The sequence below is a fragment of the Nisaea acidiphila genome, assembly GCF_024662015.1.
Lineage (GTDB): Bacteria > Pseudomonadota > Alphaproteobacteria > Thalassobaculales > Thalassobaculaceae > Nisaea > Nisaea acidiphila.
The window spans coordinates 1,110,240-1,124,659 of record NZ_CP102480.1 but is presented as its reverse complement, the minus strand read 5'-3'; the positions used below and the strand labels follow the sequence as shown (position 1 = coordinate 1,124,659).

Here is a 14,420-nt window from a genome sequence, read left to right as displayed (position 1 = left end):
TCAGATGCTTTTGCGCCGGAAAAGCGAGAGCAGCAGCAGTCCGAAGAGATAGGCGCCGCCGATCAGCGATGCGACGGCGCCGGTCGGAAGCTGGTTCGGATAGGCGACGAAGCGGCCGGTGACTTCCGCCGCGACAAGCAGGATCGTGCCGAGCGCGGTGGCGACGACGAGTTGCTGACCCACCTGCCGGGCGCCCAGCATAGTGGCCGCGTGCGGCGCCAGCAGGCCGATGAAGGAAATCGGTCCGACCCAGGCGACGACGCTGCCGGCGCCGGCGGCGACGAGCACCAGCAAGGTGCGACGCGCGCGGATCACGCCGAGCCCTCGTGCCGAGGCCATGCCCTCGCCGAAGGTCAGCAGGGTCAGCCAGCGACGGAACGACAGGGCGAGCGCGAGGATGACAGCTGCGGTGACGAATAGTGTCACTGCCCCGGTCGGCGTCGCGAGGGAGGTTGCGCCGGTGCGCCAGACCAGGAGCTCATTCGCTTCCGAGCCGGCGCGCGCCATCGCGAACTGGATCAGTGCGTCGAGCAGGGCCGCCAGCGCGATACCGGCCAGGATCAGCATGGCAGGCGGCGTCTCGCTGCGGCGCCAGAGCAGGGAAAGCAGGATCAGAACGGCAAAGGCGCCGAAAGCGGCGCTGGGGATCGCGGTTTCGGCGGCCGGCAAGCCAAGAAAGACCACGCCGGCAACAGCGGTGAAGGTGGCGCCGGCGGTGACGCCGAGAACGTCCGGACTGGCGAGCGGGTTGCGCAGAAGACGTTGCAGGATCACCCCGACGGTCGCGAGTGCGGCTCCGGCACCCGCTGCCGCTATGACGCTCGGCCAGCGCAGAGAGATCAGCATCGGACGGAGGCGTTCCGCCTGATCGCCAATCCAGACCGCACCGTCGGGTGAGGCTCCGAAACCGATGGCGAGCGCGGTTGCCGCGATGGCGGCGATACTGAGAGCCGGCTGCGCGAATGGAGGAAGCTTTTCAAGTCCCCAGACCATCTGGAAGCCGCTTGAGGCATCCGGCCGCATTTGTTTCATCGCGACCAGGACCAGTACCGGGGCGCCGATTAGGGCCGCAGCCGACCCGCTTGGGATGAGCGTGCGGGACCAGTCGGTGAGCGCGACGGGAATGGCGTCGGTGAGGGTGAGGCTCGCTGCTCCGAGAAGAGCGCCGAGCAGCAGGCCGGGAACGACCGAGCGGACGCCCAGCAGGCGGACCGCGTTCGGTGCGATCAGGCCGATGAAGCCGATGGCGCCGACCACCGCGATGGAGGCCGCGGTCAGCCAGACGGAGAGCGAGAGCAGCACGATCACCAGCGGCAGGACCGCCAATCCGCGGGCTCTGGCTGCATCCTGGCCAAGCCGCAGGATGGTCAGCGGACGGGCAAGGGCGAGGATGAGGGCGGCGCCAACGGCGATCTGTGGCGCGAGCCATTGAGCGTCGGCCCAGCCGGTCTGTGTGAGATCCCCCGCGACCCAAACGAAAACGGCCTGCACGGTTTCGCCGTTCAGCAGTGCGAGCACCAGAACGACACCCCCGAGGAAGAGGTTGGTCGCCATTCCGACGACGATCACAACGATCCCGTCCATGCGCGAGAGCCCGGATACGGTGAGCACGACTGCGGTGACAGAGAGTCCTCCGAAGAGGCAGATCCAGACACCGTAGCGGCCTGCGAATTCCGGCCAGAAGACGGTCGCGACCATCAGCGCCAGCCAGGCGCCGACGATGGTGCCCAGCGTCGAAGGCGAGGCTAGCGGGTTTCGGGTTATTTCCTGCATGGTGCTGCCGGCGAGGCCGAGGCCGGCGCCCACCAGCAGCGCCATCGCGACGCGAGGCAGTTCCGAGCTCCAGAACAGAAGGCTTTGGAGGCCGGTGCCGTCGATCAGCTCGCGCAGCGTCAGTCCCGTGGGATAGCCGGCCGCCACATGCAGCACGACGCTGCCGAGAAGCAGGGCCAGCGCGATCGCGGCGGGGCGCATCAGTTCTTGTCGGCCATCAGGGTCTCGGCGATCTGTTCGCCAATCCGTCCTATCGAAAGCGCGCCGCCATAAGTCCAGAGCGTTGGCAAGGTGCGGAACCGGTCCGACTTCACGAACGGCATTTCGTGCCAGAGTTCCGTGTTGAAGAGCTGGTCTCCCTTCTCGAACGGCTCCATGTGTAAGACATACCCTTCCTTGATCGCAGCGAGCGCTGTGACCGGTTTAAAGGCGATACCCCAGCGAGAGTTTTCCGTCGGATAGCCGCTCTTGAGGCCGAGCGCGTTCATGGCGGCCTCCGGCATGCCGTTCTTGCCGGAAATCACCACCCGTTTGTCGTCGATGAAGCGCACTAAGGTCACTTTCGGGGCGCCGTCCGGATAGGCGGCGGCGATCTCGTCTCTCAGGCGGGCAAGGTTCCGGTCCATCTCCGCGAGCTTCTGCTCGGCGAGCGCGCGCCGGTCGAACAGGGTTCCGAGCGCGAGGAAGTTATCCCGGATCGCAGCCGCGTTGTCGTGGTCTTCGCTATAAAGTTGGAACTGCAGCGCCGGCGCGACGGCTTCCGCATGCTGAACATAGGCCGATTGCTGGCCGCCGAGCAGGAGCAGGTCGGGCTGCAGGCCGAGGATTCGCTCAAGGTTCGGAGCTTCGCGCTTGCCGATGTCGACCGACGCCTCGGGAATGGCGGGCACTGCGACCCAGTTCGAATAGCCTTCGGGATCGGCGACTCCGACCGGTGCGATCCCGAGCGAGATCAGCTGTTCGGTGAGGGCCCAGTTGAGCGAGATCACCCGCTCTGGTGCGGAGGCGAAGCTGTGCGGCCCGCGCGCGTCCGTGATGCTGCGCGCCTCGCCGGCGAAGAGCGGTACCGGTCCGATCCAGGCGGATGCCGCAAGGAGCAGGCCGGCGCAGAGAAGGCGTCTTGCGAGGGAGCGCATGGAGGGATCCTTGTGATATCTGGGCTCAGTCGCTCAGCGCAACGAGACGGTCGTCGCGGGGATGCCGCGCGATGGAAAAGGGATGGCCGAACAATTCCCGGAGCCGAGCACTGTCCAGCAAATCCTCGGAGGCGCCCTTGAAGGCCAACCGGCCTTGCTTCAGGGTCACGATTTCGTCGGCATAGCGGGCCGCGAGATTGATGTCGTGCAGGATGGCAACGACGCCGATCCCGGTCTCCTTGTTCTGTCGGGAGAGATGCTCGACGACTTCGATCTGATGCGCGACGTCGAGGGCGGAGACCGGCTCATCGAGAAGCACGCAGTCCGCCTTCTGCGCCAGCGCCATGGCGATCCAACCGCGTTGGCGCTCGCCGCCGGAGAGATGGTCGACCAGTTCGCCGGCATAGTGCTCGACATTCATCGCCTTCAGGCAGTCGGCGACGATCCTGTCGTCCTCCGGACGCCAGCGGGCGAAGGCGCCACGCCAGGGATAGCGGCCGAGCCGGCAGAGTGCCTTTGTGTCGAGGCCGGGCGCTTCTGGCAGGTTCTGCGGAAGATAGGCGACGGTCCGTGCGAACTCCGCCTGGCTGTATTCCCCGATCGGCCGGCCTTTGAGCAGGACACGGCCGCTTCCGGCGCTTTGCTGGCGCGCGAGGATTTTCATCAGGGTCGATTTGCCGGACCCGTTCTGGCCGAGAATGACGGTAAACCGGCCCGGGGCGATCGTCAGCTGCTCGAGATCGAGGACGGTCCGTCCTCCATAGGAGACCCTGAGGTCGCTTATCTCGTACATCGTGACAGCCCCGCGCCGGTGAGCGCCCCCTTAGATCAGAACTTCACGCTGTAAGCCAGCGACACCGTCCGGCCGGGGCCTTTGACGTAATAGTAATCGTCATAGGCGTAGGACTGCACAGAGTAGGACTGCTGCAGAACCGGCACGTAGCTTTCGTCGAACAGGTTCTCGACGCCGAAACTGAGGACGCCCGGTCCGACCTGGAAACGGCTCAGCAGGTCGACGATGAAATAGTCCTCGATGGTCTGCAGCCCGCTGAACTGGTTGCTGTCCGGATTGCGGTAGCCGGAGTAGAGCGACTGCAGTCGGAACGAGGCGATGTCCCAGGGGCGCGCTTCGATGAAGGTCGTGATCTTGTGCGGCGCGATCCGGTCGGAGCCGAGATCGGTATCGTAATCGCCGTCGCCGTTGGCATCGTAGCGGCCTTCGAGCCAGGTGAAGGTGCCGCCGATATCGACTTTCTCATGCAGGGCATAGGCGGCATTGACCTCGACGCCGTAGACCTTCTCCGGCGCGAGCTGGATGTTCAGGTTCTCGTCATAGGTCACGCCGTTGTTGGATTCGTTATAGAACACGGTCGGCTCAAGCAGCAGGCCGCCATGCTCGATCCGGAAGCCGAGCTCGTAGCTTTCGGTCTTCTGCCCCTCGGAGGAGAGCTGGGAGACATCGGTAAAGCCGGAATCATAGAGATAGCGGCCGAGATCGCCGAGCTGGAAGCCTTCGGAGTAGCCGCCGAAGACACCTAGGCCTTCGAGCAGCTGGTAGGAGGCGCTGATATTGAAGAGCGGTTCGCGATAGTCGACGGTTCCGCCATTCACCGTGGTTCCGAGCTCGTTCACATGGGTCGGGATATCGACATCGATGAACTCATAGCGAACCCCGCCGGTCACTTTGAGCTCCGGCGTCAGGTCCGCCTGGAGCTGCGCGAAGGGGGCGTAACCGTTCATCGTGTAATCGGGAACGGTGGAGGGGGCGTCGATGTCGTTCACCACGGTCTTGTCGTGGATGTAGTCCATGCCCCAGATCAGGTTGACCGGCAGGGCGTCGACCGGGAGCGGTGTGTCGATGGTCAGACGCGTTCCATATTTCTCGGACTCGGTTTCGTACTGGTTATAGACGAAATTCAGGAATTCGGTCCGGGTGAAGGTCGTCGTGTTGTTGTTGAAGTAACCCTGCAGGCTGACCGCGCTGCCCAGCACGTCGATGTTGCTGTAGGTCGCGTTGAGGGTCAGGTTTTCGATGCCGGGCTTCTTGGTATTGAGATTGCCCCTGGAGGGCGTCGCGCTGGTGTTGTTCGCGATGCTGCCGCCGCCAACCACACCGGCCCAGTCGCTATCCTGGGTGTAGTCGTAATAGTTGGCGCTGAGCTGCAGGCGGTGGTCCTCGCGTTCGAAGCCGACCTTACCGAGGAAATTGTAGGAATCGACATCGTCGGTGCCGCCCTGGGTGCCGTAGCTGTCTGGCGGGCGACGCTCTCCGTCCGCGGTGAAGCTGCTGCCGGCACGATCGAAATTGCCGTTCACCAGATAGTCGATATGCCCGGTCCGGCCTGACGCGCCGACATTGGCATTGTAGCTGGCCGAGTCCCCGACATCTTCCGGCTGGAAACGGAAGCCGGCGGAAGCGTCGTAATTGATTTCGCCGTCCTCTGGCCGCTTGGTGATGATGTTCACGAGGCCGCCCGGCGCGCCAAAGCCATAGGCGGCGGTCGCGCCGCGCACGACTTCGATCTGCTCGACCGCGCTGGAGCTGATGCTGTTGAGCGCCCGGTAATTGTTGTTGAGCGTGTTGGTCTGCGGCACGCCGTCGATCAGGGTGAGGAAGTTCCGGCCGCGCAAGGTCTGGCCGTATTCCGTCAGGTTCTGCGTGGGCTGTCCGAAACCGGGAACGGTCTTGCCGAGGATCTCGCCGACCGGTGTGTTGACCGTGCTCTGCTGTTCGATTTCCTCGCGCGTCACGACGGTGACCGAGACCGTGCTCTCCTCGACTGGCGTTTCCGTGCGGGTGACGGATGTGACGGTGATCTGGTCCAGGGCGACCGGATCGGTTGAATCCTGCGCCTGGGCCGCGACAGCGGTGAGAGCGGTGGAGGCGGTCAGCGCCGTTAGAAACAGTCTCTTCATTTGGGTACTCGCTTCGGACTTGTGAATTCAGTGGGAATGAGCGGACTCGTCCCGGCGCCAGTAAACGGCGCTGTAGCGCCGCTCCGTGGGCAGTTCGAGGACGGTCTGGAAATGTTTGCGTATCTCGCGCGCCTGTTCGGCTTCGCCTGCGAACCAGCCGAACTGATCGGCGCCGTGCGCCGCAGCGGCTTCCTTCATCGCAGCCGGCAATTCTTTGACCGGAACCCAGTCGAGGGCGAAGCCATCGGGCAGGGTGACTTTCAACGGCGCCTGATTTTGGCGCAGGCCGATGACGGCATGGCCCCCGGCATCGCCGGTGCGGTTTTCCAGGATCCGCAGGATCGCTGGAACGGCCGTGTCGTCGCCGCCGATCGTCAGACGGCCTTCCGGCGGAAAATAGCCGCCGCCGGGGCCGATCATGCCGACCATGTCACCGGGCCGCGCCATTTCAGACCAATCCGAGAACGCGCCGCCCCGGTGGCGAACGATATCGACGTCGAGCTTTCCGTTCTCCGCGTCGATCGACCGGATCGTATAGACTCGGACCGTCAGTTCGTCTTCACCGCTTGGATAACGGACTGTTCCGTTGGCTTCGATGGTCGGCCATATGATCTCGCGGTCGTCTCTCTGCGCCGGCGCCATCAGGCGGACATGAAGCCCGCGCTCGCTGAAAGGGGAAAGGTCGTCTCCTTCGAGCGTCATGCGGAGCAGCCAGTCGCAGACGGGCCGGACCTCGGTTACTGTCATCGTCCGGAAATTCTTCGGGCGGCCGGTTTTCGGCGCCTCTCCGCTCCAGGTGATTCGTTTCGAAAGCGCGGGATCTGCCGCGACTAAGGCTTCGGAGATTGAGCCCTGAAGCACCGTGAGGTCGTTCGCATCGCTGGAATCGACCCGGACATCCAAGCCTTTGCCGCTTGCCGCGAGCCGGACCGTGCCGAAATCGGTTTCGAACACGGCCCGGCCCTCGCGCCGCTCGACAGGGTGGATGTCGTGCGTCGCAAGATGCCGGATATGCTCGTCAAGCCAAACCCCGGCATTCCCGAGTTCTACGGATAATTCTGACTGCATGGCCCCGCGCCGGTAGCGGCATTCGACGGCCGCAATTGCAAATGATAGTTGTTCGCAGAATCAGTCGCAATTTCGCCGCATTGTCAAGCGCCGAAGCGAGTGGGCTTGGCGCTTGTATCTGAAATCAGGCGTATTTTCGCGATGCGGGACGGCGGTGTCAGGTGCCGGGCTGAAATGATCCGGGACTCATGACCCGTTTTTGCGCCGCGATTCTGAACTGCGCGTTCGCTGCGCAATATCCGGCAAATGCGTTCCGGCGCTCGGCGATCTCGAAGAAGAAGCCTTCAGCATAGTTCGGGCTGTATATCTGGAAATACTCGCACCTATCGTCCCCGTCATAGAGAATGTTCACGGCCTTTGGCCGGTCCGGGAACTCAATTGTGGTTTGGCCGAAGGACTGGTGGAAGAGCTCAACCGGCGGCCCAAAGACCACGCCCCGCTGGCATGGCGCTGTTTCAGGCCGTCCGCACGATTGGGTTGTTTACCGGCGTTACGCCGGACGCAGACCGGATGAAGGCGTTGTTCGACTCGTTCGACTCACCGTCCCGCGCAGAACAGGAAATTCGAAAAAGAAAGGGAACAACACGAAACAAGAGCGTCTAATCCATTCCGAGGGGCGCGGCCGCCGCCGTCGCTCTCGTAACGGCAGGTTTGCCGGCGGCCAATGCCGTGGAGATCATCTATTCCGTCACGGTGTAGGAAACAGATCGCCGCAGCGGCACTCGCAAAGAGTATTTCGCGGGATGTCTCGGCGACGGCTTCGATTTCAAGTCCAATTTTAGCGCCTTTTTGTGCGGAATTTTAACCTTTTGGTCATTTCTGAAATGTCAGCTTTGCTGACGTACTAGGCGTGGGCACGAAAGGATTGTGAGAATTCAAACAGATCGAGCACGCCTAGATGCCGAAAATCACGTATTGCCTCGACTCCCGAGAGGCTGGCGGGCTTACTTCCTGTAAGCTCTTCGAGATCGATAAGTGGGGCAGAAGGTCTATGGGTGAGGCTTCTCCGGATCCGATCGAAGACTCCGTCGTTCGCGACGCAGCCGGGGATCTTCTTTATCAGCGGATCGAGCCGCTGTTCCGGTCGAGTTATCCGGCGCTCGCGAACGTCATGATCGCAAGCCTCGTCGCGGTCGCCGCAAGAAATTACGTTCCGCTGAGCTATTTGCTCGTCTGGATCGCTCTGATGGGCGCATTTTCCTTTCTGCGCATCCGCCTCGGTTCCGGTTTCCTCCAGTCCGGAGCTGAGGCCCCGGAGCTGCTCGTGTGGGAGCGCCGGTTGCTCGGTTGCGTCGCCGGTCAGGGGCTGCTCTGGGCCGCGACCGGTCTCGCGATCGCAAGGTTCCCGATGCCGCCCGAAGTTCTTGCAATCGTGGCGATGGCGGTGTGCGGCATGCTGGCGGGCGCGACTTTCAGTCTGACCGGCAGTCAACGGGTCTTTCGAGCTTACGTGATACCTGCCGGGATCGGGACGATCGCCGGTATTGCTTTGATGGGGCATGAAGGCAGCGTCGTCATTGCGCTTATGGGGCTCGTCTATGTCGCCGTCGTGCTTGTCTGGGGGCGTGCCATCGCGAAATCCATGGAAGAGCGGCTGTCCCTTGCAGCAGAAAAGGAAACCCTTTTGGCCAATCTCGAGCTTGCCCAGCGCGAGGCCGAGCTGGAGAGGGAGTTCAAACAGGAGACTTTCAACAAGCTCGGCCATGAGCTTCGAACGCCGCTCAACAGCATCATCGGCTTTGCCGAGATCATCGGTGGCGAGGCGGTCGGCCCGATCGGTTCAACGAAATACAAAGAGTATGGTTGTCTGGTTGCCGAGAGCGGCAAGCATCTCGCAAGCCTGATCGACGAAATGCTGACCCTTGCACGGGGGGACAACGTCCTACCGCCAGTGGATGGCGAGCCGGTCAATGTCAGTGATGTTATGGTCTTTTGCAGGGATCTGCTTGCGCCTTTTGCTAAGACGCGGGGTATCGATCTCCGACTGTTGCGCAACAGGGAGCCTCTCCCGCAAGTCCTGATGGATCCCTTGAAGCTGCGGCAGGTCCTGATCAACCTTCTGAACAATGCCATCCACTACACTCTGCAGGGGGGGAGGATTGAACTGTCCGCGAAGCTGCGTGACGGCGGGTTCCTTGAGATCAGGGTCTCGGACACGGGCATTGGGATGACAGAAGCGGAGATCCCCCGCGCGTTGGAGCCGTTCAACCAGCTGGAAAGCGGCAAGACCTACAACCCCCATGGCAAAGGCATCGGCCTCGCGCTGTCGAAGAAATTCGTCGAAATGTATGGGGGGCGAATGGAAATCGAAAGCGAACCGGGCGTCGGCACGGCAATCAGCGTTGTCTTGCCCGCGGTGCCGCCACAGAGCTGACGCGGACAATATCGGGTTCGGTTTGCTCGACCGGGTGCGTGATCCCGCCTTGTTGCGAAAAACGACATAACCATAAAGTTGATCTGGTTACTGCTTCGCATTCTGCGGGTCCCGGCCCATGGCGGGCCGCGTGTTTCGGATTTATCCGAATTTATGTGATAAATCCAAAACGATAATATTTGAATACGACCGCATTCTGCTTCTATTGGGTTTGCAACATAGAGGCGAAACTCGTGGCGGAAGGTCGGGCGCGCGATGACTGCAGGGGAGCACAGTTCGGCACCGGGTGATAGCGGTCTTATGGCGCTTGCGGTTGCGCTCGCTGTTCTGGAGTACCCATCAGATCTCGGGCAATTGCAGCATGAGGCGGGGCTCGGTTCGGACCTGGCCGGGGCGGCCGACCTTGTCCGCCTGGCCCGGGCCCGCGGGCTGAAGGCGGCAGAGAAGCGGGTCCGCTCGAAAGATCTCGAAGACGTTCCCTGTCCGGCGCTCGTTCCGATGCTGGACGGCCGCTGGGTGGTGCTTGGCCGCGTTATGTCCGACAGGGTGCTGCTGCAGGACCCTCAAGTGGGGAGACCGCAGGAAATTGCGCGCGCGGAGTTCGAGGCGAATTGGAGCGGCTCCCTCCTGCTGCTTGCCCGCTCGGAGGAAATCGCCGGCGAGGAGCGGGCATTCGATTTCACCTGGTTCATCCCGCCGCTGATCAAGCACCGGCAGATCCTTTTCCAGGTCACGCTCGCCTCGCTGATCGTGCAGACCTTCGGCCTCGCCACTCCGCTCTTCGTCATGCTTGTGATGGACAAGGTGCTGGTCTCGGGCGGGGTCTCGACGCTCGACGTGCTGGTGCTCGGCCTGATCAGCGTCGGTCTTTTCGAACTGGCGCTGAGCGCGCTCCGCCAATTCCTTTTCTCGCACACCACCAATCGCATCGATGTCGAGCTGAAGGCGCGGCTGTTCCGCCATCTGGCACGGCTGCCGGTCAGCTATTTCGAGACCCGGGCGGTCGGTGCGACGGCGCAACGCGTGGCGGAGCTGGAGCAGATCCGCTCGTTTCTCACGGGCCCCGCGCTGACCTCGGCGATCGACCTGCTCTTCACCGTGGTCTTCCTCGCGGTGATGTATCACTACGCGCCTTCGCTCACCTGGATCGTCGTCGCCTTCGTCGCGGTCTTCATCCTGATCTATGCCGTGGTCACGCCGGTGTTGCGGGCGCGGCTCTCGAAGAAATCCTCCGGTTCGGTCGACAACCACGCCTTTCTGGTCGAGAACGTGGCCGGGATCGAGACCCTGAAGAGCCTCGCGGTCGAGCCGCAGATGCAGCGCCGCTGGGAAGACCAGATCGCGAGCCACTCCTCCGAGGCCTTCAAGGCCGAGCGGCTCTCGACCATGACCCAGCAGACGGTCACCTTTCTCAACCGGCTGATGACCGCGATGATCCTCTGGATCGGTGCCAAGGGAGTGATCAGCGGCGACCTGACGGCCGGTCAGCTCATGGCGATGAACATGCTCGCCGGCCGGGTGACGGCGCCGGCCCAGCGTCTCGCCCAGCTCTGGCAGCAGGTACAGCAGACCGGCCTCGCCGTGAAACGGCTCGGAGAGATCCTGAACCAGCGCCCGGAGCCGGCTCGGACCCAGGCCTCTTCTCTGCCGGATCTGAAGGGGGCGGTACTCTTCCGCGACGTTTCCTTCCGCTACCGCCCGGACGGCCCGCAGATCCTCTCCCATATCTCATTCGACGTCGCCGCCGGGGCGCGCATCGGCATCGTCGGCGCTTCCGGCTCCGGCAAGTCGACCCTGGTCAAGCTGATGCAGCGCCTTCATGTGCCCGAAAGCGGCAAGATCCTGATCGACGGTGTCGACATCGCGCTGATCGATCCAGCATGGCTCAGGCGCAAAGTCGGGCTGGTGCTGCAGGAGAACTTCCTCTTCAACCGCTCGGTCCGGGAGAACATTGCGCTGGCCGACCCGTCGCTGCCGATGGACCGCATCCAGGAGGCGGCTGAGCTGGCGGGCGCGCACGAGTTCATCCTCACCCTGCCGGAGGCCTACGACACGCCGGTCGGCGAGCGGGGCGCGGCGCTTTCGGGCGGTCAGCGCCAGCGTATCGCGCTTGCCCGCGCGCTGGTCACCGATCCGCGTATTCTGATCCTCGACGAGGCGACCTCGGCCCTAGATTACGAGAGCGAGCGTATCATCCATCGCAACATGCAGAAGATCGCCGCCGGGCGCACCGTTTTCGTCATCGCCCATCGGCTCGCGGCGGTGCGCGACTGCGACCGCATCCTGGTGATCGAGCACGGTCGGGTCGTCGAGGAAGGTAGCCACGGCGAGCTGATGGGCCGCGAGGGCGGGCGCTACCGCCACCTCTACGAGATCCAGCAGGGCGAGCGCGACGTCGCGCCGCGGGAGGAGGCGGCGGAATGATCGGCGGTCTGAAACGCGCTTTCGGCGTCGCGTGGGGCGCGTGGCGCGACGAGAAGAAGGCCCCGGCACAGGCCGCGCCCGCCGCCGCGCACGGCTTTCTGCCCGGGCTGGTCGAGATCCAGGACACGCCCCCGACGCGCTTTCTCGTGCTGCTGCCGGGCCTGATTTTCCTTTTCATCCTTGCGCTGCTCGCCTGGTCTTGGATCGGGCGGCAGGACATCGTCTCGGTGGCCCAGGGCACGCTGGTGCCGTCGCGCCCGACCGTGGTGGTGCAGGCGGCGAGCTCGGGCGTGGTGCGCCGGATCGATGTCGCCGACGGGAAGAAGGTGTCTGAGGGCGATGCGCTGATCTCGCTCGACCCGACGGAAACCACGGTCGATCTGGCGCAGCTGGAGAGCGACCGCAACGCGTCCGCCCTGGAAGCGGCGCGCCTTTCCGCGCTCGTCGCCGCGGCGCGGGCGGAGGACGGAACCCATCCAACGGCGCATTTCCTCCCGCCGGAGGGGATAGGCAGCGAACTTGCCGCCGCGGCCTGGGAGCGCCTGGAGAGCGAATGGGAAAGCCTCGGCCGGGAGGAGGCGGTGGCGCGGCGCGAGGTGGTCCGCCTCGAGGCCCAGCACGCGACGACTGCGGCGCAGATCGAGAAGCTCGAGGCGACCCTGCCGATCAGCCGCGACCTGGTCGAGGTGCAGCAGCAGCTCCGGGAAAAGGAACTGGTCGCGCGCTCGACCCTGCTGCAACTGCAGCGCGGCCTGATCGAGAGCGAGGGCGAACTGGCGGTGCTGCGCCGGACGCTGAAGCAGAATGAGGCCGAGATCGCGGTGGCACGGGAGACGCTGGCCAAGGTGCGCACCGATTTCCTGACCGCCCGCCTCGCCGAGCTGGAAGGGGCGGAGCGCGAGGTTGCACGCACCGCGCTGGAACTCGACAAGGCGCGGCAGCGCCAGTCCCGCAAGACCCTGCGCGCGCCGGCTTCCGGCACGATCCAGGAACTGACCGTGCACAGCATCGGCGCCGTGGTGCGCGAGGGCGACCCGCTGCTGAAGATCGTCCCGACCGACGCCCCGCTCCGCGCCGAGGCGCGGGTGCTGAACAAGGATGTCGGCTGGGTCAGCCCCGGCCAGAGGGTCGAGGTCAAGGTCGAGGGCTATCCTTTCGTCAGCCATGGCACCATCAGCGGCATCGTCGTCTCGATCTCCGCCGAGGCGGAGAAGGGTTACGGCGAAGGCACCTCCGCGGCCGCGAGCTCCGCCGGCCAGGCGGGCGCCGGCCAGGCCCCCCAGCCCTACGAGGCCCGCATCGATCTCGACCCCGACAGCGTCGCCGCCTTCGAGGCCGCCGGCCGCCGCACCCTGGCCCCCGGAATGGCTGTAACGGTGGACATCATCACCGGCGAACGGCGGCTGATCGAATACCTGCTCGCGCCGGTCCTGCGCTATCGCAAGGAGAGTCTCCGGGAGCGGTGAGTTTCCTGCGCGTATGGCGGGAAAATTAGATCAAATGCAAGGCGATGTTTGTTGGCGAGGGGGTCGTATCTAAGTACATTTTACAACGCAATGTCGTTGGATATCGGCGCTCCTTGTTTGAAATCGCTTTTTAATGAGACAAAAATGTTAAATAAAATTAGCGAAGATAATAGGGTGAAGCGCTCTGTCTTCCTGCGTATATTGCCTCCATTTGTTTTTATTGCGATTGCATTCGGTTTTTCTCGAATAGAGAATTTAGCGTTTGCTGGGTATAATAAAATTTACGAAGTTACTACAAATGAAATTTATTTTATGGGAGTAGATCGAAAGAAATATGTAGATCATATAAATAAATATTCAATCAAGGACGTTGAAGTATATTTTAAAGAAATAATTTTGAGAAAAGAATCTGAATTTGAATCTGAGCCAGATGGCGCGTGGAAGCGTTTTGATCAAGTGAATTATGTAATTTTAAACAATTCGAAAGCTAATATCGATAGAGTGAATTATATAAGGTCAATAATGAAGGGGTTGTCAGAAATCACAAACTTAAGAATATTGGAGGTGAAAAGAAAACCATACAGCTCCTGGGAGGGTGTCGATATAGCGATATATATTAATAACGTGTCTCAAAATATAACTCTCATACAACATTATGATAAAACAAGACATAAAATATATGACAGTACATTAAGATCTGGGGAGTATTGTTTCGCGGTGATTGGTGTTGATGATGGTGCAAGGGGGTTGTCTGTTTCTACTATCGGCTTGGTCGATAAGGTGCGGGATCAATCATTCAAATCGTGTGCGTTAGAGGAGATAATACAGGTATTTGGTTTAACAAATGATATGAATGGATTGGATGGCAGTGTCTTGAATTTTGAAGATAATATAGAAAAATACGGGGCAATAGATTTGTTGTTGTTGAGATTGTTGTATAATAAAAAAATTCAAAGTGGATCAAGTTGGATTGATATAAAGGAGAACATTGAGATAATTTTCGATGAGGAATTAAATTGGTTCGAAATGTGTTTTTATAAACGAATCTGTGATTGATATCGGGAATTAATATTATGTCAAATCCAAATATTGTTGAGAGTGAGCAAAATGATATTATAAATGATGTGATAAATAAAGCATTGGATGATGCGGGTATTGATGTTTCAATAAGTCTTCCGCCAGCAATATCGAAAGTTATTTCATCTGATAATAAATTGGTGGAATTAAAGCAGTATTATAATGATGATGGCGAGCCGGTCGTTC

The 14,420-nt window shown here is 61.5% G+C and carries 10 protein-coding genes; 4 read left to right on the top strand and 6 right to left on the bottom strand.

The genetic code is table 11. The features are described from left to right. The 6 genes from fhuB to NUH88_RS05155 all read right to left on the bottom strand — a co-directional run bounded on the left by fhuB (position 1) and on the right by NUH88_RS05155 (position 7,245). Entirely contained in the window at positions 1 to 1,974 is a 1,974-nt protein-coding gene (gene fhuB, locus NUH88_RS05180) for a Fe(3+)-hydroxamate ABC transporter permease FhuB (protein ID WP_257770367.1), read from the bottom strand. Further along, positions 1,974 to 2,909, bottom strand: a complete 936-nt coding sequence (locus NUH88_RS05175; protein ID WP_257770366.1) for an ABC transporter substrate-binding protein — start codon at positions 2,907 to 2,909, stop codon at positions 1,974 to 1,976. The genes fhuB and NUH88_RS05175 overlap by 1 nt, the downstream gene beginning before the upstream one ends. Positions 2,910 to 2,934: 25 nt before the next feature. Continuing rightward, positions 2,935 to 3,702, bottom strand: a complete 768-nt coding sequence (locus NUH88_RS05170; protein ID WP_257770365.1) for an ABC transporter ATP-binding protein — start codon at positions 3,700 to 3,702, stop codon at positions 2,935 to 2,937. A 35-nt stretch (positions 3,703 to 3,737) separates the two neighbouring features. Next, positions 3,738 to 5,825: a TonB-dependent receptor gene (locus NUH88_RS05165; protein ID WP_257770364.1), complete on the bottom strand. Its 2,088-nt coding sequence runs from the start codon at positions 5,823 to 5,825 to the stop codon at positions 3,738 to 3,740. A gap of 27 nt (positions 5,826 to 5,852) precedes the next feature. Further along, positions 5,853 to 6,893, bottom strand: coding sequence for a siderophore-interacting protein (locus NUH88_RS05160; RefSeq protein WP_257770363.1), 1,041 nt, complete (start codon positions 6,891 to 6,893; stop codon positions 5,853 to 5,855). 157 nt (positions 6,894 to 7,050) lie between these two features. Then, on the bottom strand, positions 7,051 to 7,245 hold the full coding sequence (locus NUH88_RS05155; RefSeq protein ID WP_257770362.1) for a hypothetical protein: 195 nt from the start codon (positions 7,243 to 7,245) through the stop codon (positions 7,051 to 7,053). A 639-nt stretch (positions 7,246 to 7,884) separates the two neighbouring features. Here NUH88_RS05155 and NUH88_RS05150 point away from each other — a divergent pair. The 4 genes from NUH88_RS05150 to NUH88_RS05135 all read left to right on the top strand — a co-directional run bounded on the left by NUH88_RS05150 (position 7,885) and on the right by NUH88_RS05135 (position 14,213). Continuing rightward, complete coding sequence (locus tag NUH88_RS05150; RefSeq protein WP_257770361.1) at positions 7,885 to 9,267, top strand: sensor histidine kinase; 1,383 nt, start codon at positions 7,885 to 7,887, stop codon at positions 9,265 to 9,267. 255 nt (positions 9,268 to 9,522) lie between these two features. After that, positions 9,523 to 11,691: a type I secretion system permease/ATPase gene (locus tag NUH88_RS05145; RefSeq protein ID WP_257770360.1), complete on the top strand. Its 2,169-nt coding sequence runs from the start codon at positions 9,523 to 9,525 to the stop codon at positions 11,689 to 11,691. Beyond that, positions 11,688 to 13,157 (top strand): HlyD family type I secretion periplasmic adaptor subunit, encoded by a 1,470-nt coding sequence (locus NUH88_RS05140; protein WP_257770359.1) that lies wholly within the window; start codon positions 11,688 to 11,690, stop codon positions 13,155 to 13,157. The genes NUH88_RS05145 and NUH88_RS05140 overlap by 4 nt, the downstream gene beginning before the upstream one ends. A 144-nt stretch (positions 13,158 to 13,301) precedes the next feature. Next, the gene (locus NUH88_RS05135; RefSeq protein WP_257770358.1) at positions 13,302 to 14,213 is read left to right on the top strand and encodes a DUF2927 domain-containing protein; all 912 of its coding nucleotides are present in this window, start codon (positions 13,302 to 13,304) and stop codon (positions 14,211 to 14,213) included. Positions 14,214 to 14,420 lie beyond the last annotated feature (207 nt).